We start from the raw sequence: 26448 nt of genomic DNA, 5'->3' as shown, positions 1-26448 counted from the left end.
GATTGGATGCGAGAAATGGGTTATATAGATTAGTAAGTAAACTGTAGAGATAATAAAAAATCCTGATATTAATATCAGGATTTTTTATTGCGCTTAAGTCTATAACTGTTAATCAATAAAATTACTTGTCTTAGTCCAAACTTCTTTTACGATATCATCATTCTAGATAACATAGGCCAATTCTAGAGTGATGGTATTAAGAATAAACTCATAAGCAAACATAAGACCGTTTGAGTTCTCAAATTCCATAACATTACCCTGATTTGTTATTATAAAACTACCATTAGTTACTTCTGAACTTTCAAGCGTAAATAGTCCCTTAAAATCTCTTATATCATTATCGTCTCTAAAAATAAATTTGGCTTCTTCCACAGATTGTGGATCAATATCATTAAGAATTCTGCTTTGTAATTCCCACTGACCAATAAAATTTTCTATTGCGGAGAAATTTCGTTCTTCATCTCTGCTACAACTTGTAGTAAGTGTAATAAGAGAGATAATTAATATCAAACGTTTCATAACTTTCTTTTGATTTTAAAATTAAAAAATTACGACCGATTTGGCAAATATTGAGTTTTACAGAATTTAATTCTGGATCATGATTTGGTTAGTTATCAAATTAGTACATTAGATTATGCAGGAAGAATTTCTTCATTACGTTTGGAAATATAAAGCTTTTAGATCATCATTAACAGAAACTGTTCATGGTGAAACCATTGAGATTGCCTCTCTCGGAACCCAAAATCTGCATTCCGGTCCTGATTTTTTTAATGCACAAATTAGAATTGCAGATCAACTTTGGGCTGGTAATGTAGAAATCCATGTAAAATCTTCAGATTGGTATTTGCATAACCACGAGAAGGATAAAGCTTATGACAATGTAGTTCTTCATGTCGTTTGGCACTATGATGCTGAAATATTTAGGAAAGACAATACTGAAATACCAACTTTGGAGTTGCAGCACTATGTTGATAAGGCATTATTGACAAATTATAAAAGATTAATTCAATCTAAATCCTGGATAAACTGTGAAAAGGAATTTAGAAAAGTTGATTCTTTTTTGTTGAATAATTGGCTGGAACGACTATACATTGAGCGCCTTGAGCGAAAATCAAATGCGATATCAGAAATTCTTTTGACCTCAAAGAATGATTGGGAGGCGGTCTTATTTAAGATGCTTTTAAGAAGCTTTGGTTTAAACATAAATGGAGATGCATTTATGAGTTTGGCGGCATCCATTGATTATTCTATGATTCGAAAATTACAACACGATGTTTCAGGAATCGAAGCTCTACTTTTCGGACAATCTGATCTTCTCAATGAAGATATTCAAGACGCTTACTTTTTAGAACTTAAAAATCACTATCAGTTTATAAAACAGAAATATAAATTGGATAATCAAGGGGTTTTACCTATTCAGTTTTTTAGGTTACGTCCATCTAATTTTCCAACAGTTCGGTTATCACAATTTTCAAACCTTTACACTTTGGAGCATCAGTTATTCTCTAAGGTTATTTCGTTGAAATCTAAAGAGGATTATTATGAGCTCTTTAGAAAGGGAGTTTCAGAGTTTTGGATGTCGCATTACACATTTAGGAAATCATCTAAAAAAACGAAAAAGATTCTTACAAAGCCATTTATAGATTTAATAATTATAAATACAATTATCCCAATTAAATTTAGCTATGCAAAAGCTTCTGGTCAACTTATGGAAGAAGATTTGTTTCATCTTATTAAACAAATTAGGCCTGAGTCTAACAATATTGTAGCTAAGTTTTTTGATTTAATGGATTTAGAAAAAACCGTCTTAACCTCTCAATCTTATTTGGAGTTAAAACGACACTATTGTGATAAAAATTTATGTTTGCAATGTGCAATTGGTAATGATCTAATCACAAAAAATAAGTAACTTGCAATAATGAAGTTATTTTATGCATTATTACATTTTTTTCAAAAACGAGGCTACTATGTCTGTCAAAGAATTGCAGATCGGATTGGCATTCGCGCTAAGATTGTTAGAACTTCATTTATCTACTTAACCTTTGTTACCGTTGGATTTGGTTTTGCACTTTATTTGTTTTTAGCTTTTTGGATCCGAATCAAAGATATTATTTACACGAAGCGTTCTTCAGTATTTGATTTGTAATAATGAACAATCCATTGATTAAACTCTTCCGATCTAAGATTTATACTGCAATAATTTTATTGATTTTTTTATTGTGTATTGGTGTTATTGGTTATCGTGTAATTTCAGAATTGAGCTGGATTGATTCATTTTACATGACGGTTATAACGATAACCACAGTTGGTTTTGGCGAAGTCCAACCTTTAGGTGTTCCGGCTAAAATATTTACAATTTTTTTGATTCTAGCAAGTGTAGTTATTGTCGGTTATGCTATATCTATCATAACAGAATATATATTGAGTAGAAATAATTTTGAGGATATAAAACAACGTAAGATGCAAAAGGAAATTGATGCCATGTCTAATCATATCATAATATGTGGTTTTGGACGCAACGGAAAACAAGCGGCTAAGAAGCTATCTGATTATGGAAAGCCTTTCGTGATAATTGAGCGTAATAAGGAAATTGTCGAGCGCCTGCAAGAAGATGATATTCCTTATGTTTTTGGAAATGCAAACGAGGATGAGACACTTCTTGAAGCTGGTATTCAAAGCGCTAGTACTCTGATTTGTGCTTTACCAAGTGATGCAGATAATTTATTTGTGGTGCTGTCCGCTAGACAAATAAATAGTCAATTGACAATTATCAGTAGAGCATCTCAAGAGACCTCTTATAATAAATTGAAATTAGCTGGAGCCAATAATGTAATATTACCGGATAAAATCGGTGGGGACCATATGGCCTCTCTAGTGGTAATTCCTGATTTAGTCGAATTTATTGATAACTTAGGAATTGTTGGAGAGCGTAATATCAATGTTGAGGAGGTTAAGGTTGAGCAACTATATGATGTTACTAAGGTTAGAACCATCAGAGATTTAGACTTAAGAAAGAAGACTGGATGCACAGTAATTGGATTTAAGGATGATAAAGGAGAATATTTAGTGAATCCAGAGGCAGATACAAAACTCGTTGTAGGCTCTAAGATTATAGTATTGGGTCGTCCAGAACAAATTGAACGACTAAATTCTAAGTATAACATAGAGCAAGACGCTTAACCATTTTAACGTCCGTGACTTTAAAAACTCGTTTTTTTTTAGCATCTTGTCGTCTTTAAATTTAAAAACTAACTAATAACTTTATTCATGAAGAAATATCTTCTTTCAAGTATTGCACTTATTTTACCATTATTAAATTTTGCTCAAGATGCTGAAAAGGGACTCGATCAAAAAATAGATGAAGCTTTTCAACCTGTTGCAGATACCTTTTTTGATGCTATTTTCTTCCCAATCTACGAGAGTGAAACTATAGAGATTCCTTTTGTTTTGGTTCTTCTTGTTGGAAGTGCATTATTTTTCACACTCTACTTTAAGTTTCCAAATATTAGACATTTTTTTACAGCTATTAATGTAGTTAGAGGAAAATATGATGATGTTGATCATCCCGTTGTTGAACCAGCTTACGGTGATTCAACACCTGGTGGTGATTCAATAGAAACTATTAGAGATGAAAGTGAAGAGGGTGAGGTGAGCCATTTTCAAGCACTGGCAACTGCGGTTTCAGGAACTGTAGGAAATGGAAATATTGCTGGTGTGGCATTAGCAATTGCTTTAGGTGGACCAGGTGCGACATTTTGGATGATTGTATGTGGTTTGTTAGGTATGTCAACTAAATTTGTTGAATGCACACTCGGGGTTCAATTCAGAGATGTAGGCGAAGACGGGACAGTCTATGGTGGACCGATGTACTATATTAGTAAAGGTTTAAAATCAAGGGGTTTTGCGACTTTAGGTAAGGTGGCTGCAGCTGTTTTTGCAGTATTTTGTATTGGTGGTTCGTTCGGTGGCGGAAATGCTGCGCAATCTAACCAAGCAACAATTGTTATTAAGGAATTGTTCAATTGGGAGAGTACTGCTGCAGGTGCAATCGTTGGATTGGTTTTGGCTGCATTAGTTGGTGTTATAATAATCGGTGGTATTAAACGTATTGCACAGGTTACTGAAAAAGTTGTACCATTCATGGCAGTCATGTATGTGGCAGCATGTTTATATATCATTTTGAGTAACTTTAGTTTAATCGATGATGCTATAGGCTTAATTCTAAAAGAGGCGTTTAATCCAACAGCCTTTGGTGTAGGTTCAATAATTGGAGTTTTACTAGTAGGATTTCAAAGAGCGGCATTTTCAAATGAAGCAGGGGCTGGTTCTGCATCAATTGCACACTCAGCAGTTAAAACCAAATATTCTGCTTCGGAAGGATTAGTGGCTTTATTAGAGCCTTTTATTGATACAGTTCTGATTTGTACAATGACCGCTTTAGTAATCGTTATTTTTAATTTTGGTGGATTCTTTGAATATGGAGGAGATGGTTCAGGTGCTGTACTAATTGATGGAGTTCCTTATGAAGGAGCAGGAATAACGTCTAAGGCTTTTGCGGAATATATCCCTTATTCTAATGTGTTCCTCACTATAGCAGTTGTGTTGTTTGCAGTTTCTACAATGATATCCTGGTCTTACTATGGATTGCAGTCTTGGAAGTTTTTATTTGGTAGAGGTAAAACGGCAGATTTAGTTTATAAAATCTTATTTTTAATTTTTGTTGTTATTGGCGCAGCGGCAAGTATGGGATCTATTTGGAAATTCTCGGATGCCATGATATTTGCCATGATTTTCCCTAATATGATTGGTCTATATTTCTTATTTCCAATTGTCAAGAAGCAATTAAGACGATATGTAGATGCTATAAGAAGCAACTCAGGTGATTAAATAATCTTATTTTAATAATATGAAATCCCATTTCCAGTTTTCTAATCAGCAGCGAAATGGGATTTTTTTATTGCTCATTATTTTAGTTGGATTACAATGTATTTATCTCTTTGCAAGTAAATCAGAGAATGAGCCAATTTGTGATGACCTAAACTTACAACATTATAGAAAAGAATTGGATTCCCTTCGTCTGGTTGAAATCGAAAACAATGAACCCAAAATATATCCATTCAATCCAAATTATATCACTGATTACAAAGGCTATACTTTAGGCATGTCAAATGAAGAAATTGATAGACTTCATAAGTTTAGAGCGTTAGGTCATTGGGTGAATTCTCCCAATGAATTTCAGGATATTACCAAAGTTTCAGATTCCTTATTAGCTAAAATTTCACCCTATTTTAAGTTTCCAGAATGGGTGACAAACCCTAAAAGTAAAACAAATAGCTTTAAAAAGAGTTATCCTGATTTCAGTCAACCTAAATCATTCGATCAAAAAATAGATTTAAATAAAGCGACGGCCATTCAACTTCAAAAAATATATGGTATTGGAGAAAAATTATCTCAAAGAATAATTGATTATAGAACTAAAATTAATGGAGGCTTTGCATCCGATGTTGAGCTAAATGAAGTATATGGATTGGAAGACGATGTTATTGAGCGCATTAAGAATAGTTTTACCGTAAAATCTCCAAGGCCAATTACAACTTACAATTTAAATACTGCAACGCGTGATGAACTAGTACTTATTAAATATATTGACTACGAAATTGCAAATAATATTATTGAAGAACGCACCTTAAGAGAAGGATTCAATTCTTTAGATGATTTAACAAAAGTTGAAGGTTTTCCTATTAATAAGATCGAGATAATTAAGTTATATTTGCATTTGTAAAAAAAGGAGCTATATGTCGCATATGTATTTCACAGAAGAGCACAATTTATTTCGAGAAAGTTTAAGAGATTTTTTGAATAAGGAAGTCGTGCCTCATATTGAAAAATGGGAAAAAACGGGAACCATTGAACGTTTTATTTGGGAGAAGTTTGGTGAAATGGGATACCTTGGACTAGCTTATCCAGAAGAGTACGGTGGATTGAACTTGGATTTATTTTACACAATAATTTTACTTGAAGAATTACAACGTATCAATTCAGGTGGGTTCGCTGCTGCCATTTGGGCGCATACTTATTTGGCAATGACGCACCTTAATAAAGAAGGTGATGACTACATAAAAACAAAGTATTTAGTGCCGAGCATTACTGGTGAAAGTATAGGGTGTTTGTGTATAACAGAGCCCTTTGGAGGAAGCGATGTTGCAGGTATGAGAACAACTGCAGTAAAGAAAGGAGATAATTATATCATTAATGGTTCAAAGACTTTTATTACTAATGGTGTTTACAGTGATTATTTAGTGGTTTCTGCTAAAACTGACCCTTCTCAAGGCGGAAAGGGTATAAGTATGTTTGTTATTGACAGAGATAGTAAGGGAGTGTCCGCTACAAAATTGGATAAGTTAGGTTGGAGAGCTTCAGATACAGGAGAGATTGCTTTTGATAACGTTGTTGTGCCTGCAAGTAATTTAATGGGTGAAGAAAATCAAGGTTTTGCTTACCTAATGCAACACTTAGCCCTTGAACGACTGATTATGGGAGTTAATGCTCATGCTAGAGCAGAATACGCGCTTGATTATACGAAACAATATATGTCTGAGCGAACCGCCTTCGGAAAAACCATAGATAGATTTCAAGCACTACGTCATACATTCGCAGATTGCCAGACCCAAATGGAAATTTGTAAGCAGTTTAACTACTATGTCACTAAGCGATTAGACTTAGGTGAATATGCAGTAAAAGAAGCAACAATGTCTAAGTTACAATCCACTAAGATGTCAGATGATGTTATTTACCAATGCCTCCAACTTTTGGGTGGTTATGGGTATATGGAAGAGTATCCATTGGCAAGACTATCCAGAGATAGTCGTTTAGGACCAATAGGCGGTGGCACATCAGAGATCCTAAGAGAAGTTATTGCCAAAATTGTGATTGATGGTAAGGATTACAAACCAGCAACGTAAGACATTACTAAACAACGATAAAAGTTAAATCCTGCCAACGGTAGGATTTTTTATTTTGGGACAGTATGTCATATTAACTTATCTTTAATCGTTAAAATTAACTTATGAGTTTAGAGGCTTTTTCAAATTATTTAAGCTTAGAAAAGAAATATTCTAAACATACGGTATTGGCATATGGACGGGATCTTGAGTTATTTCAGGAGTTTATGTTAGAAAACCATGATTCAAGGTCAATTGAAAATGTGAGTTATTCAGAAATTAGACAGTGGATTGTTGAATTGGTGAATGGAGGTGTATCTCATCGAACCATTAATAGAAAAATGTCATCCTTAAATTCATATTATAAATTTCTACAAAAGGTAAAAGCGATAGAAACGAACCCATTAAAGAATCATAAAGCTTTAAAAGTAGGGAAGAAGGTACAACTGCCATTCTCTAAGGAAGAGTTGAAAAGGGTATTAGAAGGAGCTATTGAAGTAATTGATTTTGAATCTGCCAGAGATCATTTTATCGTAGAACTTTTCTATGCTACGGGAATCCGTCGTATTGAATTGGTTAATTTGAAAATTAATGATATCGATTTTAGTAATAAGCAAATAAAAGTGTTAGGAAAGCGAAATAAAGAGCGCTATATACCATTAATTAATTCCCTCGAATCCTCGCTAAAAGTTTATTTAGATTTTAGAAGGACTTTACCTATTGTCAAGGATAAAGAAATGTTATTACTCACCAAAAAAGGTCTTAAAGTTTATGAAATGCTTGTTTATAGAATAATAAATAAGTATTTTAGTAAGGCGTCTTCTAAGGAAAAATGTAGTCCTCATGTGTTAAGGCATTCATTTGCTACCCACTTATTAAATGAAGGTGCAGACTTAAATGCAGTAAAAGAACTTCTTGGTCATACGAGTTTGGCAGCAACACAGATTTATACGCACAATAGTATAGCGGAATTGAAAAAAGTATATGCCAAATCGCATCCAAGAAATCAGTCTTAAGAACCCTCTTAACCTAAATTAAGAGCGTATTAACTGTATTAATACTATTGTTTAACTTAAAAATTAGCTTATGAGAGTAAACACCCAATCCGTTAATTTCACGGCAGACAAAAAGTTGATTGATTTCATCCAAAAAAGAATGGATAAGTTAGATTTATTCTATGACAAGATTATTCAGTCAGACGTCTACTTAAAAGTTGAGAATACTAGTGACAAAGAGAATAAAGTTTTTGAAGCTAAAGTGCGTGTTCCTGGTGATAGTTTTGTGGTTAAGAAACAATGCAAAACATTCGAAGAAGGTACTGATATTGCAGTGGCATCATTAGAGCGTCAAATTAAAAAGCGTAAAGAGAAATTAAGAGCAAGAATTTAGGTTTAAAATTTTTTCAAAAATGTTTTGAATAAAAAAATAAAATACTACATTTGCAGTCCGTTAGAAATAGCGGACTTTTTTATGGGTCAATTCCGATGCAGAAAAAGAGTAAAAAAGCCGATATAGCTCAGCTGGCTAGAGCAGCTGATTTGTAATCAGCAGGTCGTGGGTTCGAGTCCCTCTATCGGCTCTTGAAATATTGAAAATCTACCAATTTTTGAATTGGTTTTGGGGAGATACTCAAGCGGCCAACGAGGACAGACTGTAACTCTGTTGTTTTTTAACTTCGCAGGTTCGAATCCTGCTCTCCCCACAAGGAATTTATATAAGAAGTTATAATGCTTGCTGCTTTAAACTTCGTTAAAATTCTCTGGATTGTGTTGTCAATCCTGGATTGCTGAATATGTTAAGGTTGTCCAAATAATTTGAAATACTGTTACCATTAATTAAGAAACCTTAATTATAAATGCGGGAGTAGCTCAGTTGGTAGAGCGTCAGCCTTCCAAGCTGAATGTCGCCGGTTCGAACCCGGTCTCCCGCTCTAGATTTGCGACTTACGAATTTCGATTTGCGAATCGTAAACCATATGTCGGTTATCGTAAATCAATTGCCGGCGTAGCTCAGGGGTAGAGCGTTTCCTTGGTAAGGAAGAGGCCACGGGTTCAAATCCCGTCGTTGGCTCTTTATTAAAACGTTCGAGAAAAGTTTGAACACTAATATTAAATAAGATTAAATAAATTAAACATGGCAAAGGCAACTTTTGATCGTTCAAAACCACATTTAAATATTGGTACTATTGGACACGTAGATCACGGTAAAACAACTTTAACTGCTGCTATTACTAAAGTATTAGCTGATGCAGGTTTATCTGAAGCTAAAGATTTTGATCAAATCGACAACGCACCAGAAGAGAAGGAAAGAGGTATTACAATTAATACATCTCACGTAGAATATGCAACAGCAAATCGTCACTATGCTCACGTTGACTGTCCAGGTCACGCGGATTACGTAAAGAACATGGTAACTGGTGCTGCTCAAATGGATGGTGCAATCTTAGTTGTTGCTGCAACAGATGGTCCTATGCCACAAACGCGTGAGCACATCTTACTTGGTCGTCAGGTAGGTATTCCTCGTATCGTTGTATTCATGAATAAAGTGGATATGGTAGACGACGAAGAGTTATTGGAGTTAGTTGAAATGGAAATCAGAGATTTATTATCATTCTATGAGTACGATGGTGATAATGGTCCTGTAATTGCTGGTTCTGCTTTAGGTGCACTTAATGGTGAACAAAAATGGGTTGATACGGTAATGGAATTAATGAAGAATGTTGATGAGTGGATCGAGGAGCCTGTTCGTGATATGGATAAGCCTTTCTTAATGCCAATCGAAGATGTATTCTCTATTACAGGTCGTGGTACTGTTGCAACGGGTCGTATCGAGACTGGTGTTGCTAATACAGGTGATCCGGTAGAAATCATTGGTATGGGCGCTGAGAAATTAACGTCTACGATTACTGGTATTGAAATGTTCCGTCAAATATTAGATAGAGGTGAAGCTGGTGATAATGCTGGTATCTTATTGAGAGGTATTGAGAAAACACAAATCTCAAGAGGTATGGTAATCACAAAGCCTGGTTCTGTAACACCACACTCCAAATTCAAGGCTGAGGTTTATATCCTTAAGAAAGAAGAAGGTGGTCGTCATACACCATTCCATAATAATTACCGTCCACAGTTCTACGTACGTACAACTGACGTAACTGGAAACATTGCGCTTCCTGATGGTGTTGAAATGGTTATGCCTGGTGATAACTTAACAATTACTGTTGAGTTAATTCAACCAATTGCAATGAACGTAGGTTTACGTTTCGCTATCCGTGAAGGTGGTAGAACAGTTGGTGCTGGTCAGGTTACTGAAATTTTAGACTAAACAATACACTTAAATAGTAAAATAAGGTGTCCCGTTTTTCGGGACGCCTTGATTATTATTTACGGGTTTAGCTCAGTTGGTAGAGCACTGGTCTCCAAAACCAGGTGTCGGGAGTTCGAGTCTCTCAACCCGTGCGAGAACAAAAACAGGTGTTAAGAACCTATTAAAAATTATCAAATGGCAGGATTTGTATCATATGTAAAAGAATCGTTCGATGAGTTGAAAAACCATGTGTCTTGGACACCTTGGCCAGAAGCTCAGAGATTAACTGTTGTTGTGGCGGTATTTTCAATTATTTTTTCCTTAGCTATTTGGGGAGTTGATACAGTGTTCAGTAAGGCTGTTAAGGTTTATTTTGATTTAATTGCAGGCTAACAAATAAGAATAGAAGATGTCAGATAAAAAATGGTACGTTGTTAGGGCAGTAAGCGGTCAAGAAAACAAGATTAAGACATATATTGAGAATGAGATTTCTAGATTGGGTCTTGAAGATTATGTTGATCAAGTACTTGTGCCTACCGAAAAAGTCATTCAAATACGTAACGGAAAAAAAATAAACAAAGAGAAAGTTTATTTTCCTGGCTATATAATGATCCAAGCTAATTTAAGTGGTGAAATTCCACATATAATTAAGTCTATCACTAATGTTATAGGTTTTTTAGGTGAAACAAAAGGTGGTGATCCTGTACCGTTGAGACAATCTGAGGTAAATAGAATGTTAGGTAAAGTAGATGAGTTAGCTATAGAGGCAGATTCTAACATTGCGATTCCATTTACAAAAGGTGAGACTGTTAAAGTTATAGATGGACCATTTAATGGTTTTGATGGTACAATCGAAAAGATATTTGAAGAAAAGCGCAAGCTTGAGGTAATGGTTAAAATTTTCGGAAGAAAAACACCATTAGAATTAAGCTATATGCAAGTTGAAAAATTATAATAATTGTTACAATTAAGATAGCGTTGATCTAAGCTTCCACATAGAAAAGCGCGCTAAATTTTGAAAAATGGCAAAAGAACTAGACAAAGTAGTTAAGTTACAAGTTCGGGGAGGTGCTGCGAATCCATCGCCACCGGTTGGACCCGCTTTAGGTGCCGCTGGAGTTAATATCATGGAGTTCTGTAAGCAGTTTAATGCAAGAACTCAAGATAAACCAGGGAAAGTTTTACCTGTGGTAATATCTGTTTACAAGGACAAATCATTTGAATTTGTAATCAAGACACCACCAGCAGCAGTGCAATTATTAGAAGCGGCCAAAGTAAAGAAAGGATCTGGAGAACCTAACCGACGTAAAGTAGCAAAAGTCACTTGGGATCAAGTGAAAGCAATTGCGGAAGATAAAATGCAAGATTTAAATGCATTTGAAATCGAATCAGCTATGAAAATGGTAGCTGGTACAGCAAGATCGATGGGTATCACTGTTAAAGGAGGTGAAGCTCCAAACTAAATTTTTAGAAATGGCAAGATTAACAAAGAAGCAAAAAGAAGCAAGAGCTAAAGTTGATAGAAATAAACTTTACTCTATAGAAGAAGCTTCAGCTTTACTTAAAGAAATCACATACACTAAGTTTGATGCTTCAGTAGATTTAGCAGTGAGATTAGGTGTAGATCCACGTAAAGCCAATCAAATGGTACGTGGTGTTGTTTCTTTACCACACGGTACAGGTAAAGATATGAAGGTTCTTGCATTAGTAACTCCAGATAAAGAGGCAGAAGCTAAAGAAGCTGGTGCTGATTACGTTGGATTAGATGAGTACTTACAAAAAATTAAAGACGGTTGGACGGACATTGACGTTATTGTTACTATGCCAAGCGTAATGGGTAAGTTAGGACCATTAGGAAGAGTATTAGGGCCAAGAGGCCTTATGCCAAATCCTAAAACAGGAACAGTAACTATGGATATTGGTAAAGCTGTTAGTGAAGTTAAAGCAGGTAAAATTGACTTTAAAGTAGATAAAACTGGTATTGTTCATGCACCAATTGGCAAGGCATCATTTAGTGCAGACAAATTAGTTGGAAATGCTAACGAGTTGTTATCGACTTTAATGAAATTAAAGCCAACAGCGGCTAAGGGTACTTATGTCAAAAGTATTTACATGTCAAGTACCATGAGTCCAAGTATAGCAATTGACACAAAAATAGGATAGCAGTTAAACTAAGAATATTATGACAAGAGAAGAAAAATCGCAAGTAATTGAAGAGTTGACTGCACAATTAGCAGACAATACAAATATCTATTTAACAGATATTTCTGGATTAGATGCAGCATCAACTTCTAATTTAAGAAGAGCATGTTTTAAGTCTAACATTAAGTTAGCTGTCGTAAAGAATACGCTTTTAGCAAAAGCAATGGAAGCTTCCGATAAAGATTTCGGTGAACTACCAGAGACGTTAAAAGGTAATACTTCTGTAATGTATGCAGAGACAGGTAATGCCCCAGCTAAAATAATCAAAGAGTTTCGTAAAAAGTCTGAAAAGCCTTTATTAAAAGGGGCTTTTATTGAAGAAGCGATTTATGTTGGGGATGAATTGTTAGATACACTTGTAGATATTAAGTCTAAAGAAGAACTTCTTGGAGAGATTATTACGTTATTACAATCTCCTGCTAAGAATGTTATTTCGGCACTTAAGTCTGGTGGAGGAACAATTGCAGGTATTGTAAAAACATTATCCGAAAGAGAAGGATAATTTTAATAGTACGCACTAAAAAATAATATAAAAACACACACACATTAAAACAATAGAAAAATGGCAGATTTAAAAGATTTCGCAGAACAATTAGTTAACTTAACGGTAAAAGAAGTTAACGAATTAGCAACTATATTAAAAGATGAGTACGGTATTGAGCCTGCTGCTGCAGCTGTAGCTGTTGCTGCTGGCGCAGGTGCTGCAGGTGGTGGCGACGCTGCTGAAGAACAGACAGAATTTGACGTAGTATTAAAAGCTGCAGGTGCTTCTAAGTTAGCAGTTGTAAAATTAGTTAAGGAGTTAACTGGTTTAGGCTTAAAAGATGCAAAAGGATTAGTTGATGATGCACCAAGTACAATTAAAGAAGGTGTTTCTAAAGACGAAGCTGAAGGCTTAAAATCTTCTTTAGAAGAAGCTGGAGCTGAGGTTGAGCTTAAGTAAGCTCAGCTTAACCTACAACATATGGTTTAGGTCTAGAGAGTAACTCTAAGACCTAAACCCTTTTGTGTATATAAACGTTATATACATATTTTAGTTTTTATTTAATAAAAATCTCGTTCATCAATGTTAGCAAAAAAGGCTGAAAGAATTAATTTCTCTTCTATTGTAAATAGAACAGATTACCCAGACTTTTTGGATATTCAAATTAAATCCTTCCAGGATTTTTTCCAATTAGAAACAAAGTCAGAAGCAAGAGAAAATGAAGGACTATATAATACCTTCATGGAAAATTTCCCGATTACTGATACTCGAAATCAGTTCGTGTTAGAATTTTTAGATTACTTCATTGATCCACCTCGATATACAATCGAAGAATGTATAGAAAGAGGATTAACATACAGTGTGCCGCTCAAGGCAAGATTAAAATTATATTGTACAGATCCAGAACATGAGGATTTTGAAACTATTGTACAAGATGTTTACTTAGGCACTATTCCTTACATGACGCCTAGTGGTACGTTTTGTATTAACGGTGCAGAGCGTGTAGTTGTTTCTCAATTGCACAGATCTCCGGGTGTATTCTTTAGCCAGTCTTTCCATGCTAATGGAACTAAATTATATTCCGCTAGAGTTATTCCTTTCAAAGGTTCATGGATTGAATTTGCTACGGATATCAATAGCGTTATGTACGCCTATATTGATAGAAAGAAAAAACTGCCAGTTACTACTCTTTTCCGTGCTATTGGATTTGAACGAGATAAAGATATCCTTGAAATATTTGACCTTGCAGAAGAGGTTAAAGTATCAAAGTCAGGACTAAAGAAAGTGATCGGACGTAAACTTGCTGCCCGTGTTCTTAACACTTGGCACGAAGATTTCGTAGATGAAGATACAGGTGAAGTAGTATCTATTGAGCGTAACGAGATAGTATTAGATCGTGACACTATTGTAGATAAAGACAATATTGAAGAAATCCTTGAAGCAGGAGTAAAAACAATTCTTTTACACAAGGAAAGTGCTCAGCAAGGAGATTATGCAATCATTCATAATACGCTTCAAAAAGATCCAACGAACTCTGAAAAAGAAGCTGTTGAGCATATCTACCGTCAGTTGCGTAACGCGGAGCCACCAGACGAGGAGACAGCTCGTGGAATAATTGACAAGTTATTCTTCTCCGATCAACGTTATTCACTTGGTGAAGTTGGTCGTTACAGAATGAACAAAAAATTAGGATTAGATATCGGAATGGATAAGCAAGTTCTTACCAAAGAAGATATCATAACCATTATAAAGTATTTAATTGAGCTTATTAACTCAAAAGCCGAGATTGATGATATTGATCACTTATCTAACCGTCGTGTGCGTACTGTAGGTGAGCAGTTATCTACACAATTTGGGGTTGGTTTAGCGCGTATGGCGCGCACCATTCGTGAGCGTATGAACGTGCGTGATAATGAGGTGTTTACACCAATAGACTTGATTAATGCTAAGACATTATCATCTGTAATTAACTCATTCTTTGGTACAAACCAGTTATCTCAATTTATGGACCAAACAAACCCTTTAGCTGAGATTACGCACAAACGTCGTCTTTCGGCTTTAGGTCCTGGTGGTTTATCTAGAGAAAGAGCTGGATTTGAGGTACGAGATGTTCACTATACGCATTATGGTCGTCTTTGTCCTATCGAAACTCCTGAAGGACCAAACATTGGTCTTATTTCTTCACTTTCAGTTTATGCTAAGGTAAATGCTATGGGGTTCATAGAAACTCCGTATAGAAAAGTAGAAGATGGAGTTGTTGATATTAAAAACATTCCAACGTATTTGAGTGCAGAAGAGGAAGAAGAGAAAATGATAGCCCAAGCAACTGTAGAGGTTGATGACAAAGGAAAAATTCAGCACGACAAGGTAATTGCCCGTCAAGAAGGAGATTTCCCAGTTATTGAGCCAACAAATGTAAATTATACTGATGTTGCGCCTAATCAGATTGCTTCTATTTCGGCATCACTAATTCCATTCCTAGAGCATGATGATGCGAACCGTGCATTAATGGGATCTAATATGATGCGTCAGGCAGTGCCATTACTAAGACCTGAAGCACCTATAGTAGGAACTGGATTAGAGCGTCAAGTCGCTTCAGATTCTAGAGTATTAATAAATGCTGAAGGTGACGGTATTGTTGAGTATGTCGATGCTGATAAGATTGTTATCAAATACGAAAGAACAGAAGAAGAAGCCATGGTGAGCTTTGATAGTGATATAAAAGAATATCCATTAGTAAAATTCAGAAAAACAAACCAAGGCACTTCTATTAACTTAAAACCTATTGTACAAAAGGGTGATAAAGTTTCCAAAGGACAGGTGCTTTGCGAAGGATATGCAACTCAAAATGGTGAGTTAGCTCTTGGTAGAAACATGAAGGTAGCCTTCATGCCTTGGAAGGGTTATAACTTTGAGGATGCGATTGTGATTTCTGAAAAGGTGGTTCGAGATGACATCTTCACATCTATTCACATTGATGAATACTCATTAGAAGTTAGAGATACAAAACTCGGTAATGAAGAATTAACTAATGACATTCCTAACGTTTCTGAAGAGGCAACAAAAGACTTAGATGAAAACGGAATGATTCGAATTGGTGCTGAGATAAAACCTGGTGATATCTTAATTGGGAAGATTACACCAAAAGGTGAATCAGATCCAACACCAGAAGAGAAGTTATTGCGTGCTATCTTTGGTGATAAAGCAGGTGATGTTAAGGATGCATCTTTAAAAGCGTCTCCATCGCTAAATGGTGTAGTTATCGATAAGAAATTATTCGCAAGAGCCGTTAAAGACAAGCGCAAGAGAGCTCAAGACAAAGAAGATATCGAAGCATTAGAAAATATTTATGACAAGCGTTTTGATGATTTACAATCCGTTTTAGTTGAAAAATTATTCGCTATTGTAAATGGGAAAACAGCACAAGGTATCTACAATGATTTGGGTGAAGAAATCATACCAAAAGGTAAGAAGTATACTTTAAAAATGTTAAATGCAGTAGATGACTACACGCATTTAACATCAGGTAAATGGACTACGGATGATCATACAAATGCTTTAGTTGCAGACTTAATTCACAACTATAAGATTAAGGAAAATGATCTTCAAGGATCATTAAGACGCGAGAAGTTTACAATTTCAGTAGGTGATGAATTACCTGCAGGTATTATTAAACTTGCTAAAGTTTATATTGCTAAGAAGCGTAAGCTTAAAGTAGGTGATAAGATGGCAGGTCGTCACGGTAACAAAGGTATTGTTGCACGTATCGTTCGTCAAGAGGATATGCCATTCTTAGAAGATGGAACTCCTGTTGATATAGTACTTAATCCATTAGGTGTACCTTCTCGTATGAACATCGGTCAGATTTATGAGACCGTATTAGGATGGGCAGGTAAAGATTTAGGTAGAACTTATGCTACACCAATTTTTGATGGTGCTACATTAGATCAGATCAATGAATTTACAGACGAAGCTGGAATTCCAAGATTTGGTCATACCTATCTTTATGATGGTGGTACTGGAGATCGATTTGATCAGCCAGCAACTGTAGGTGTCATCTATATGATTAAACTTGGTCATATGATTGACGATAAGATGCACGCAAGATCTATCGGTCCTTACTCATTAATTACGCAACAGCCATTAGGTGGTAAAGCACAGTTTGGTGGTCAGCGTTTTGGTGAGATGGAGGTTTGGGCACTTGAAGCATATGGTGCATCAAGTACTTTGCGTGAAATCTTAACTGTAAAATCAGATGATGTTATTGGTAGAGCTAAAACTTACGAAGCAATCGTTAAGGGGGAGCCAATGCCAGAACCAGGACTACCAGAATCTTTCAATGTACTTATGCATGAATTGAAAGGTTTAGGATTAGATATTAGATTAGAAGAGTAAAACTTAGGAAATAATTTCGGCTGGTTATCAGCTGAAATTATTTGCTGAATACCATAAATAACAAATGGCAAGAAGACAAGATAAGAATACAGTACAGAAATTTAATAAAATTTCTATTGGTTTAGCATCTCCAGAATCTGTTTTAGCAGCATCAAGAGGTGAAGTATTAAAGCCAGAAACTATTAATTATCGAACACACAAACCAGAACGTGATGGTTTGTTCTGTGAGCGTATATTTGGTCCTGTTAAGGATTTTGAATGTGCTTGTGGTAAATATAAAAGAATACGTTACAAAGGTATTGTTTGTGACCGTTGTGGTGTTGAGGTTACAGAAAAGAAAGTACGTAGAGATAGAGTAGGACACATTAACTTAGTTGTTCCTGTAGCTCATATCTGGTATTTCCGTTCTTTACCAAATAAAATAGGATACCTTCTTGGATTACCATCTAAGAAATTAGATATGATCATTTATTATGAGCGTTACGTGGTTATTCAACCAGGTACTGCAATGAATGCTGAAGGAGAGCCTGTCCAAAAAATGGATTTCTTAACTGAAGAGGAGTATCTTAATATCTTAGAAACGCTTCCACAAGAAAATCAATATCTAGAAGATACAGACCCTAATAAGTTTATTGCTAAAATGGGTGCTGAGTGTCTTATTGAGTTACTTTCAAGAATTGACTTGGATGAACTTTCTTACGATTTAAGACATAAAGCAAATAACGAAACTTCTAAGCAACGTAAAACTGAAGCTCTAAAGCGTTTACAAGTTGTTGAAGCCTTTAGAGATTCTAATAAGAATAGAGAGAACAGACCAGAATGGATGATCATGAAGGCCGTTCCTGTAATTCCACCAGAATTAAGACCTTTGGTGCCTCTAGATGGTGGTCGTTTTGCTACTTCAGATTTAAATGATTTATATCGTCGTGTAATTATCCGTAACAACCGTCTTAAGAGACTTGTTGAGATAAAGGCACCAGAAGTGATTTTACGTAATGAAAAACGTATGTTACAAGAATCTGTAGATTCATTATTTGATAACACACGTAAATCTTCTGCGGTTAAAACAGATTCTAATAGACCACTGAAATCGTTATCAGATTCACTTAAAGGTAAGCAAGGGCGTTTCCGTCAAAACTTACTTGGTAAGCGTGTTGATTATTCTGCACGTTCGGTAATTGTTGTTGGTCCAGAATTAAAGTTATTTGAATGTGGATTGCCAAAGAATATGGCAGCAGAACTTTACAAGCCATTTATCATTAGAAAATTAATTGAAAGAGGTATTGTAAAGACTGTAAAATCTGCTAAGAAAATTATAGATAGAAAAGAGCCTGTAGTTTGGGATATCTTAGAGAATGTTCTTAAAGGACATCCAGTATTACTAAACCGTGCTCCTACATTACATAGACTTGGTATTCAAGCATTCCAGCCAAAACTTATCGAAGGTAAGGCAATTCAGTTACACCCATTAGTGTGTACTGCATTTAATGCCGATTTCGATGGTGACCAAATGGCGGTGCATTTACCATTAGGACCTGAGGCTATATTAGAAGCTCAACTTTTAATGTTAGCGTCTCACAATATCTTGAATCCAGCAAACGGTTCGCCTGTAACTGTACCTTCTCAGGATATGGTTCTTGGTCTTTATTATATGACTAAGCTACGTAAAACGGATAAAGATTTTACTGTTAAAGGTGAAGGCTTAACATTCTACTCTCCTGAAGAAGTTACTATTGCTTACAATGAGAAGAAGGTTGATTTAAATGCAGGAATTAAAGTAAGAACCAAAGACTTTAATGAAGAAGGAGAATTAACTACTCAAATTATAGAAACAACTGTAGGTAGAGTATTATTCAATGAAAAAGTACCTGAAGCTGCTGGTTACATCAATGAGGTATTAACTAAAAAATCACTTAGAGATATTATTCACGGTATCTTAAAAGTGACTTCAGTGCCTGAAACAGCTGCTTTCCTTGATGAAATTAAGACTTTAGGATATAAGTTTGCCTTCCAAGGTGGTTTATCATTTAGTTTAGGAGATATCATTATTCCTCAAGAAAAACAAGGAATGATTGATGCTGCCAATTCTAAAGTAGATGGTATTATGGGTAACTATAATATGGGGCTTATTACTAATAACGAAAGATATAATCAGGTTATTGATATATGGACTTCTACTAACGCAGAGCTAACTGAGCTTTCAATGAAACGTATACGCGAAGATCAGCAAGGATTTAACTCTGTATTTATGATGTTAGATTCTGGTGCTCGTGGATCTAAGGAGCAGATTCGTCAGTTAACAGGTATGCGTGGATTAATGGCTAAGCCTAAGAAATCTACCTCTGGTGGTGGATCTATTATTGAAAACCCGATTTTATCTAACTTTAAAGAAGGGCTTTCAATTTTAGAATACTTTATTTCTACTCACGGTGCACGTAAAGGTCTTGCAGATACGGCTCTTAAAACTGCCGATGCTGGTTACTTAACACGTCGTTTGGTAGATGTATCTCAAGATGTTATCGTATATGAAGAAGATTGTGGTACACTCAGAGGAATTGAAGTTTCAGCGCTTAAGAAGAACGAAGAAGTTGTTGAGAAATTGGAAGCTAGAATCGTAGGTAGAACGTCATTAAATGATGTTTACGATCCTCATACAGAAGAGTTATTAGTTGAAGCTGGTGGCCATATTGATGATGTTATAGCGAAAAGAATTGGTGACTCAGCAGTTGAATCTATCGAAGTACGTTCTCCATTAACGTGTGAGGCTAAGAAAGGTATCTGTGTTAAGTGTTACGGTCGTAACCTTGCTACAGGTAAAATGGTTCAGAGAGGTGAAGCTGTTGGTGTTGTAGCTGCTCAGTCAATTGGTGAACCAGGAACACAGTTAACACTGCGTACATTCCACGTAGGTGGTATTGCAGGTAACATTTCTGAAGAGAATAAATTACAAGTTAAGTTTGATGGTATTGCAGAGATCGAAGATCTTAAGACGGTTAAATCAACAGATAATGAAGGTAATGAAGTAGATGTTGTAATTTCAAGAACATCAGAATTAAAATTAGTCGATGCTAAAACAGGTATCATTTTAAGTACTAATAATATACCTTATGGTTCTCACATATTTGTGAAACCAGGTGCTAAAGTGAAGAAAGGTGACGTGATTTGTCAGTGGGATCCTTACAACGGTGTTATTATTTCAGAATTTGCTGGTAAGGTCAAGTATGAAAACATCGAGCAAGGTGTGACATATCAAGTTGAAATTGATGAGCAAACTGGATTCCAAGAAAAAGTAATCTCAGAATCAAGAAATAAAAAGTTAATCCCAACTTTATTAATCGAAGATAATAAGGGAGAAACAATCCGTTCATACAACCTACCTGTAGGGGCTCACATAATGATTGACGATGGTGAAAAAATTGAGATCGGTAAGATTTTAGTTAAGATTCCTCGTAAATCTGCAAAAGCGGGCGATATTACAGGTGGTCTTCCTCGTGTAACTGAGTTATTTGAGGCACGTAATCCATCTAACCCAGCTGTTGTTAGTGAAATTGATGGTGTTGTATCTTTTGGTAAGATCAAGCGTGGTAACCGTGAGATTATTATAGAGTCTAAGCTTGGCGAGGTGAAGAAGTACTTGGTTAAATTATCGAATCAAATTCTTGTTCAGGAAAATGATTTTGTGAAAGCCGGTATGCCATTATCTGATGGTTCTATAACTCCAAACGACATCTTAAATATCAAAGGCCCATCTGCGGTACAACAATACTTAGTAAATGAAGTACAAGAAGTATATCGTTTACAAGGTGTGAAGATTAACGATAAGCACTTTGAAGTTGTTGTTAGACAAATGATGCGTAAGGTTAAGATCATAGATTCTGGCGATACAATTTTCTTAGAAAATCAATTAGTACACAAATCGGATTTCATTGAAGAAAATGATAAGATTTTCGGAATGAAAGTGGTTGAAGATGCTGGTGATTCTGAGAATTTAAAGTCAGGACAAATCGTAACTGTGCGCCAGTTAAGAGATGAGAACTCAATACTTAGAAGAGAAGATAGAAACCTTGTTACGGCAAGAGATGCTCAACCAGCAACTGCAACGCCAATATTACAGGGTATCACGAGAGCGTCATTACAGACTAAGTCGTTTATTTCGGCTGCATCGTTCCAGGAAACTACAAAAGTTCTTAACGAGGCTGCAGTAAATGGTAAGGTAGATACCCTTGAAGGACTTAAAGAAAATGTTATTGTAGGTCATAGAATTCCAGCTGGTACAGGTGTGAGAGACTATGATAATATTATTGTAGGTTCCAAAGAGGAGTTTGATGAAATGATGAAAGCTAAGGAAGAAATGAATTTTAATTAATTCTATCTTTTCTTAACAAGTTAAATAAATATAAAAGCCTTCATGTGATGAACTTGAAGGCTTTTTAATTAAATAATAATATAATGGCAGACGAAAAAACAAATCCAAAGAAAGGACAGATAAATATAGAGTTGGATGAAAAAGTAGCAGAAGGTATTTATTCTAATTTAGCAATTATCAATCATTCAGTTTCTGAATTTGTGGTTGATTTTGTAAGCATAATGCCAGGAACACCAAAGAGTAAAGTTAAATCACGGATCATACTTACTCCGCAACACGCAAAACGATTACTGAAAGCATTGGGAGATAATGTGTTTAGATTTGAAAAGGCACATGGTGAAATCAAAGATTACGAACAACCACCAATCCCATTAAATTTTGGGCCTACTGGTCAAGCATAGGAGTGAATAAAGTGGTTGTGAGACATATTTATATGGAACAACCACCAATTCCATTAAACTTTGGGCCTATTGGTCAGGCATAAAGAAAAAGTGCCCTTAGATCAAATGATCTATAGGCACTTTTTTTAAGCGGTTCAATATCTAATTTCAAATTATGCAACATCTTTGCGTTTTAAGTGATATTTTAAGGCTCCGGATGGACACTTATTAATCTGACTAATAATTTTATCAGTCTTTGCGCCATCTAAATCAATCCATGGAATAACAGAATTCCTAAATACTTCTGAAAGTTGTTTTGCGCAAATTCCAGCGTTTGTGCAACAACGTGGTTGGTAGGTCACAGTAATCTCATCGTTACTGAAAACGTTTGCGTTAATATCCATAATAAGTAGATTCGTTTGGGTTAATCTTCATTATAGATGAAATATCTATACTGAAAATTAAGTAAAATATCGTTAAAAAACAAAAAAAACCGACAAAACGCATTAATGAAATGGTGTTTTCTAGGAACTATATCGTGATTTATTCAAATTCGGAGGTCATGTGAAACGTTATATTGGGGTATTTTTGCTGTGTCATCTGAAGAGAAAATATAGAATCTGCCAGAAATACTAATTGATTTTGTTTATCTCTGGCTAAATAACGTTGTTTTACTCTGAGAAATTCTTTAAAATCTTCGCTCTTTTCATTCGCAGTTTGAACCCAGCATGCTTTATGTACATTGAGATTCTCATAAGTACATTTAGCTCCGTATTCGTGCTCTAGTCTATATTGAATAACTTCATATTGCAAGGCACCAACAGTCCCAATTACTTTTCTTCCATTAAAATCCAAGGTAAATAACTGAGCTACTCCTTCATCCATAAGCTGATCAATGCCTTTATATAATTGTTTCGCCTTCATTGGGTCTGCATTATTAATATATCTAAAATGCTCAGGTGAAAAGCTTGGAATTCCTTTATAATTAATAATCTCTCCTTCGGTTAATGTGTCACCAATTTTAAAGTTACCCGTATCTTGTAAACCTACAATATCACCTGGGTAAGAGATATCAACAATTTGTTTCTTTTCGGCAAAAAACGCATTAGGGCTTGAGAATTTTAGTTTTTTATTATGGCGTACATGCAAGTAGGGTGTATTTCTTTTAAACTCACCAGAGACAACTTTTATAAAGGCTAATCGGTTCCGATGATTAGGATCCATGTTTGCATGAATCTTGAACACAAATCCAGTGAATTTATCTTCATCAGGCTTAACTAATCGCTCTTCGCTTTGCTTTGCTCTTGGTTTTGGAGCGATCTCAATAAAACAATCTAGTAATTCTCTTACACCAAAATTATTTAATGCAGAGCCAAAAAATACCGGTTGTAAATCTCCTTCCAAATAAGAGCGTTTATCAAATTCAGGATAGATACCATCAACAAGTTCTATTTCGTCTCTTAGGGTTTGAGCAGCCGTTGCACCAACTAAACCATCAAGCTCTTTAGAGTTTAAATCTGTAATTTCAATAGTGTCATTGATATGTTGTTTACTATCTCCTTTAAATAAATTGATATTTTTCTCCCAGAGATTATAAATTCCCTTAAAATCATATCCCATACCAATAGGAAAACTCATTGGGGTAACTTTTAAACCCAATTTTTGCTCAACTTCATCCAAAAGATCGAAGGCGTCTTTTCCTTCGCGATCTAGTTTGTTTATAAAAACAATCATTGGAATATTGCGCATACGACACACTTCAACAAGTTTTTCAGTTTGTTCCTCAACACCTTTAGCAACATCGATAACTACAATTACACTATCAACCGCAGTAAGAGTTCTAAAAGTATCTTCGGCAAAATCTTTATGGCCTGGCGTATCTAAAATATTAATTTTAATATCCTTATACTCAAATGCTAGTACGGAAGTTGCCACAGAAATACCACGTTGGCGTTCAATCTCCATAAAATCACTTGTTGCACCTTTCTTTATCTTATTACTTTTTACAGCTCCTGCCTCTTGAATTGCCCCACCGAATAACAGCAACTTTTCAGTCAAAGTTGTTTTTCCTGCGTCAGGATGTGAAATAATACCGAATGTTCTTCTTCTTTCAATTTCAGATTTAAAACTCATTGATTCTATAAATAAATTGAGGCAGCAAAATTAATATAATCCCATAGTTATTATTAGTTTTTACCGATATTTTATAATTAGCAATTGATAATTGGTTTTTTTGTTTCAACCTTTTTTTTGTAGGCTCATCGAATATTTTAGTTTTTTAAGGTTAGATTATATTATTTTTCACGTGTTAAAAGGAACATTTTTAACGTAATATAAGTACACTGCCCTCAAATTACTTAACCTATATGCCCCAGAGACGATTAGTAGCAAATCTTCAAAGGCCAGTATTTGGTATCAAATGTAATTTCGTGACTTATTTTTTAAAAAGTGTCTATTGAATAATAGATGAGCTAAACTATTTAATAGAAACATTCTTATATAGTTGTTTGTATTATTGCAGTTTATCGAATATATTTGCGTTTAATCGATAAAATGTTTTGTCGATCAACGCTCAATTAAAGGATTATATATCAATTAGATAGTATTATGGAAAACTCTACACGTTTCTCAATTAAAAAAATAGTCTTTGTTGCCTTATTCATTGTTGGTATGGCTTCATTATCTGAACTTCATGCCCAATGTGCGATTTCAGATATTTCATCGTCTAACGAATCGGTTTGTAACGACAACGGTACACCTTCAAATATTTTAGATGATACCTTTACTGCAGATATTTCAGTCACATTCTCAGATGCTCCTTTAATTGGAACATTAGACCTTTCTGGAGATGGTATTGCTTCTATATCGGTTGTAGGACTTGTATCGCCGCATACATTTATAGGTGTTTCACTTCCCGCAAATGGTAATGCGATAAGTTTAACCGCAACTTTTTCAGATGAACCGGCTTGTACTTCCACAGATAACTCTGTTGTTATTTCTCCATTTGAATGCAGTGATGATGCTTGTCTAGATGTTATACCACCAGGTAGTCCAACAGCAGCTTTGAATTCCGCTGATATTTCATTTAATATTACTGGTTCAGGAGGCGCATCAGGTGCAATTTTAAACTCTATTAGTGTTGCTGGTGAACCAAATGCATTCACTGAGTTTTACTTGCCAACTTCAGTAGATTATCAATTTACAAATCCAGATGGTGCTAATCAGTATATAAGGGATGTGTTGGGAATTGGTGCAGATATCGATGATGGTACAACTGTATTTAACCCTGCTCTTTTAGAGACTTTCAGGGATCGAGATTTAACACATTATTTATCTGGTGATAATGCAATATTAAATACTGATTATGTTGATATTTTTTATGATGCACCGATAAGTGCAGCTGGTAATAGATATGTTGTACTTACCGAACGTAATGGGAATAATCGAATGGCAATACAAGCACTCGACGCTTCTGGAAGTTTGATTGGAACACAAGTTATTGCAGAAACATCACCAGGAATTAATACATATTTTACAACAGGTATTCCTACCGATTTTGGTCAGGATATATTTGTAAGTATTTTTCCCTTGACGAGTTTGATATCCTCTGGTCAGGATATTAATGGTCTACGTTTAATCCAAATTGGTGCAACTAGCAGTCCCACAGGAAGTGACGGTGGAGATGGAAAGGCGTTTATACTATACGACTCTTCAGCATTAACTCCAGCTCCGACAATCGAATTAACCACAAACGGAGTTCAACCTACATGTCCATCTAATGAAGGATCAATAACAATTGATGCAACTGATAACGGAGGTGGTACTCTTGAATTTAGTGTGAATGGGTCAATTGGACCATGGCAAGCATCAAATATATTTAATAATTTACCACCAGGGACATATACTCCTGCGGTGAGATATCAATCCACACCAACTTGTATTTCAATATCTACTAATTCAATTGATTTAAATGATGCATGTTGTAATCCAATTTTTAGTATAAGTGCAAATAACGCGACTTCCTGTAACAACAATGGTACAGATTCAATTACAACGGATGACTTTTTTACAGCAGATATTACTGTAACATTTGGTAGCGCTCCTAGCTCAGGAACGCTTGACCTATCAGGTGATGGAACAGCTTCTGTTTCGGCGATTGGATTAACGTCACCTTACACATTCAATTCAGTAGTTTTGCCAGCGGATGGGGATTCTATAGATTTAACGGCTTCTTTTTCAAGTGCTGATAGCTTTTGTGATTTAAATAATCCGAATGTGTTAAGTGCACCAAATGAATGTAGTGATGATTCTTGCCCGGATATTATACCACCAGGTAATCCAACAGCAGCTTTGAATTCCGCTGATATTTCATTTAAT

At 35.3% G+C, this 26448-nt stretch carries 22 protein-coding genes and 5 tRNA genes; 24 read left to right on the top strand and 3 right to left on the bottom strand.

All coding sequences use genetic code 11. From position 1 onward, the window contains the following. Positions 1-162: 162 nt before the first annotated feature. The gene (locus tag HRU49_RS09185) at positions 163-519 is read right to left on the bottom strand and encodes a hypothetical protein (protein ID WP_296356398.1); all 357 of its coding nucleotides are present in this window, start codon (positions 517-519) and stop codon (positions 163-165) included. Between the two features lie 115 nt (positions 520-634). Between HRU49_RS09185 and HRU49_RS09180 the strand changes: the two genes are divergently transcribed. The 23 genes from HRU49_RS09180 to HRU49_RS09070 all read left to right on the top strand — a co-directional run bounded on the left by HRU49_RS09180 (position 635) and on the right by HRU49_RS09070 (position 22092). Beyond that, the gene (locus tag HRU49_RS09180) at positions 635-1909 is read left to right on the top strand and encodes a DUF2851 family protein (RefSeq protein ID WP_296356396.1); all 1275 of its coding nucleotides are present in this window, start codon (positions 635-637) and stop codon (positions 1907-1909) included. Between the two features lie 9 nt (positions 1910-1918). Beyond that, on the top strand, positions 1919-2146 hold the full coding sequence (locus tag HRU49_RS09175; RefSeq protein ID WP_296356394.1) for a PspC domain-containing protein: 228 nt from the start codon (positions 1919-1921) through the stop codon (positions 2144-2146). A 2-nt stretch (positions 2147-2148) separates the two neighbouring features. Next, positions 2149-3180 carry a potassium channel protein gene (locus HRU49_RS09170; RefSeq protein ID WP_296356391.1) on the top strand — a complete coding sequence of 344 codons (1032 nt, stop codon included), beginning with the start codon at positions 2149-2151 and terminating at the stop codon, positions 3178-3180. A gap of 87 nt (positions 3181-3267) precedes the next feature. Continuing rightward, the gene (locus tag HRU49_RS09165; protein WP_296356388.1) at positions 3268-4887 is read left to right on the top strand and encodes an alanine/glycine:cation symporter family protein; all 1620 of its coding nucleotides are present in this window, start codon (positions 3268-3270) and stop codon (positions 4885-4887) included. A gap of 19 nt (positions 4888-4906) precedes the next feature. Then, positions 4907-5782, top strand: a complete 876-nt coding sequence (locus tag HRU49_RS09160) for a helix-hairpin-helix domain-containing protein (RefSeq protein WP_296356386.1) — start codon at positions 4907-4909, stop codon at positions 5780-5782. Between the two features lie 13 nt (positions 5783-5795). After that, entirely contained in the window at positions 5796-6962 is a 1167-nt protein-coding gene (locus HRU49_RS09155) for an acyl-CoA dehydrogenase family protein (RefSeq protein WP_296356384.1), read from the top strand. 104 nt (positions 6963-7066) lie between these two features. Then, on the top strand, positions 7067-7957 hold the full coding sequence (locus HRU49_RS09150; RefSeq protein ID WP_296356382.1) for a tyrosine-type recombinase/integrase: 891 nt from the start codon (positions 7067-7069) through the stop codon (positions 7955-7957). Positions 7958-8027: 70 nt separating this feature from the next. Then, positions 8028-8330, top strand: coding sequence for a ribosome-associated translation inhibitor RaiA (gene raiA, locus HRU49_RS09145; RefSeq protein WP_296356380.1), 303 nt, complete (start codon positions 8028-8030; stop codon positions 8328-8330). Positions 8331-8446: 116 nt separating this feature from the next. Beyond that, a tRNA-Thr gene (locus tag HRU49_RS09140) sits at positions 8447-8520 on the top strand. A 40-nt stretch (positions 8521-8560) separates the two neighbouring features. Further along, positions 8561-8643 (top strand) — tRNA-Tyr (locus tag HRU49_RS09135). A gap of 155 nt (positions 8644-8798) precedes the next feature. Further along, a tRNA-Gly gene (locus HRU49_RS09130) sits at positions 8799-8871 on the top strand. A gap of 68 nt (positions 8872-8939) precedes the next feature. Continuing rightward, positions 8940-9011: transfer RNA gene (locus HRU49_RS09125), tRNA-Thr, on the top strand. Positions 9012-9074: 63 nt separating this feature from the next. Then, positions 9075-10262, top strand: coding sequence for an elongation factor Tu (tuf, locus tag HRU49_RS09120; RefSeq protein ID WP_296356378.1), 1188 nt, complete (start codon positions 9075-9077; stop codon positions 10260-10262). Positions 10263-10323: 61 nt separating this feature from the next. Continuing rightward, positions 10324-10396, top strand: a tRNA-Trp gene (locus HRU49_RS09115). 43 nt (positions 10397-10439) lie between these two features. Beyond that, positions 10440-10637: a preprotein translocase subunit SecE gene (gene secE / locus HRU49_RS09110; RefSeq protein ID WP_296356376.1), complete on the top strand. Its 198-nt coding sequence runs from the start codon at positions 10440-10442 to the stop codon at positions 10635-10637. Between the two features lie 16 nt (positions 10638-10653). After that, a complete protein-coding gene (gene nusG / locus HRU49_RS09105) occupies positions 10654-11199 on the top strand; it encodes a transcription termination/antitermination protein NusG (RefSeq protein ID WP_296356374.1) in 546 nt (181 codons plus the stop codon). Positions 11200-11266: 67 nt separating this feature from the next. Continuing rightward, positions 11267-11707, top strand: a complete 441-nt coding sequence (gene rplK, locus HRU49_RS09100; protein ID WP_073081885.1) for a 50S ribosomal protein L11 — start codon at positions 11267-11269, stop codon at positions 11705-11707. Between the two features lie 10 nt (positions 11708-11717). Further along, a complete protein-coding gene (rplA, locus tag HRU49_RS09095; protein ID WP_296351949.1) occupies positions 11718-12407 on the top strand; it encodes a 50S ribosomal protein L1 in 690 nt (229 codons plus the stop codon). A 19-nt stretch (positions 12408-12426) separates the two neighbouring features. After that, positions 12427-12948, top strand: coding sequence for a 50S ribosomal protein L10 (gene rplJ / locus HRU49_RS09090; RefSeq protein WP_296356370.1), 522 nt, complete (start codon positions 12427-12429; stop codon positions 12946-12948). Positions 12949-13008: 60 nt separating this feature from the next. After that, positions 13009-13389: a 50S ribosomal protein L7/L12 gene (gene rplL / locus HRU49_RS09085; protein WP_296351946.1), complete on the top strand. Its 381-nt coding sequence runs from the start codon at positions 13009-13011 to the stop codon at positions 13387-13389. Positions 13390-13512: 123 nt separating this feature from the next. After that, complete coding sequence (gene rpoB, locus HRU49_RS09080) at positions 13513-17325, top strand: DNA-directed RNA polymerase subunit beta (RefSeq protein WP_296356368.1); 3813 nt, start codon at positions 13513-13515, stop codon at positions 17323-17325. 64 nt (positions 17326-17389) lie between these two features. Next, entirely contained in the window at positions 17390-21691 is a 4302-nt protein-coding gene (gene rpoC, locus HRU49_RS09075) for a DNA-directed RNA polymerase subunit beta' (RefSeq protein WP_296356366.1), read from the top strand. A gap of 83 nt (positions 21692-21774) precedes the next feature. Further along, the gene (locus HRU49_RS09070; protein ID WP_296356365.1) at positions 21775-22092 is read left to right on the top strand and encodes a DUF3467 domain-containing protein; all 318 of its coding nucleotides are present in this window, start codon (positions 21775-21777) and stop codon (positions 22090-22092) included. 152 nt (positions 22093-22244) lie between these two features. Here HRU49_RS09070 and HRU49_RS09065 read toward each other — a convergent pair whose 3' ends face one another. Further along, positions 22245-22475 (bottom strand): (4Fe-4S)-binding protein, encoded by a 231-nt coding sequence (locus tag HRU49_RS09065; RefSeq protein ID WP_296356363.1) that lies wholly within the window; start codon positions 22473-22475, stop codon positions 22245-22247. 139 nt (positions 22476-22614) lie between these two features. Then, positions 22615-24204, bottom strand: a complete 1590-nt coding sequence (locus HRU49_RS09060; protein WP_296356361.1) for a peptide chain release factor 3 — start codon at positions 24202-24204, stop codon at positions 22615-22617. 474 nt (positions 24205-24678) lie between these two features. On the opposite strand from HRU49_RS09060, the gene HRU49_RS09055 reads away from it, so the two are divergent. After that, positions 24679-26448, top strand: a 1770-nt coding sequence (locus HRU49_RS09055) for a hypothetical protein (protein WP_296356359.1), incomplete at its 3' end; no start/stop codon positions are given.

Source organism: Winogradskyella sp., from assembly GCF_013213975.1.
Classification (GTDB): domain Bacteria; phylum Bacteroidota; class Bacteroidia; order Flavobacteriales; family Flavobacteriaceae; genus Winogradskyella.
Note: the sequence above shows the minus strand (reverse complement) of the source record. Positions and strands in the feature narration are given on the sequence as shown.

Coding starts and splice junctions, on each gene's coding strand:
- HRU49_RS09185 (WP_296356398.1), bottom strand. CDS start 519: ATGAAACGTTTGATATTAATTATCTCTCTTATTACACTTACTACAAGT.
- HRU49_RS09180 (WP_296356396.1), top strand. CDS start 635: ATGCAGGAAGAATTTCTTCATTACGTTTGGAAATATAAAGCTTTTAGA.
- HRU49_RS09175 (WP_296356394.1), top strand. CDS start 1,919: ATGAAGTTATTTTATGCATTATTACATTTTTTTCAAAAACGAGGCTAC.
- HRU49_RS09170 (WP_296356391.1), top strand. CDS start 2,149: ATGAACAATCCATTGATTAAACTCTTCCGATCTAAGATTTATACTGCA.
- HRU49_RS09165 (WP_296356388.1), top strand. CDS start 3,268: ATGAAGAAATATCTTCTTTCAAGTATTGCACTTATTTTACCATTATTA.
- HRU49_RS09160 (WP_296356386.1), top strand. CDS start 4,907: ATGAAATCCCATTTCCAGTTTTCTAATCAGCAGCGAAATGGGATTTTT.
- HRU49_RS09155 (WP_296356384.1), top strand. CDS start 5,796: ATGTCGCATATGTATTTCACAGAAGAGCACAATTTATTTCGAGAAAGT.
- HRU49_RS09150 (WP_296356382.1), top strand. CDS start 7,067: ATGAGTTTAGAGGCTTTTTCAAATTATTTAAGCTTAGAAAAGAAATAT.
- raiA (WP_296356380.1), top strand. CDS start 8,028: ATGAGAGTAAACACCCAATCCGTTAATTTCACGGCAGACAAAAAGTTG.
- tuf (WP_296356378.1), top strand. CDS start 9,075: ATGGCAAAGGCAACTTTTGATCGTTCAAAACCACATTTAAATATTGGT.
- secE (WP_296356376.1), top strand. CDS start 10,440: ATGGCAGGATTTGTATCATATGTAAAAGAATCGTTCGATGAGTTGAAA.
- nusG (WP_296356374.1), top strand. CDS start 10,654: ATGTCAGATAAAAAATGGTACGTTGTTAGGGCAGTAAGCGGTCAAGAA.
- rplK (WP_073081885.1), top strand. CDS start 11,267: ATGGCAAAAGAACTAGACAAAGTAGTTAAGTTACAAGTTCGGGGAGGT.
- rplA (WP_296351949.1), top strand. CDS start 11,718: ATGGCAAGATTAACAAAGAAGCAAAAAGAAGCAAGAGCTAAAGTTGAT.
- rplJ (WP_296356370.1), top strand. CDS start 12,427: ATGACAAGAGAAGAAAAATCGCAAGTAATTGAAGAGTTGACTGCACAA.
- rplL (WP_296351946.1), top strand. CDS start 13,009: ATGGCAGATTTAAAAGATTTCGCAGAACAATTAGTTAACTTAACGGTA.
- rpoB (WP_296356368.1), top strand. CDS start 13,513: ATGTTAGCAAAAAAGGCTGAAAGAATTAATTTCTCTTCTATTGTAAAT.
- rpoC (WP_296356366.1), top strand. CDS start 17,390: ATGGCAAGAAGACAAGATAAGAATACAGTACAGAAATTTAATAAAATT.
- HRU49_RS09070 (WP_296356365.1), top strand. CDS start 21,775: ATGGCAGACGAAAAAACAAATCCAAAGAAAGGACAGATAAATATAGAG.
- HRU49_RS09065 (WP_296356363.1), bottom strand. CDS start 22,475: ATGGATATTAACGCAAACGTTTTCAGTAACGATGAGATTACTGTGACC.
- HRU49_RS09060 (WP_296356361.1), bottom strand. CDS start 24,204: ATGAGTTTTAAATCTGAAATTGAAAGAAGAAGAACATTCGGTATTATT.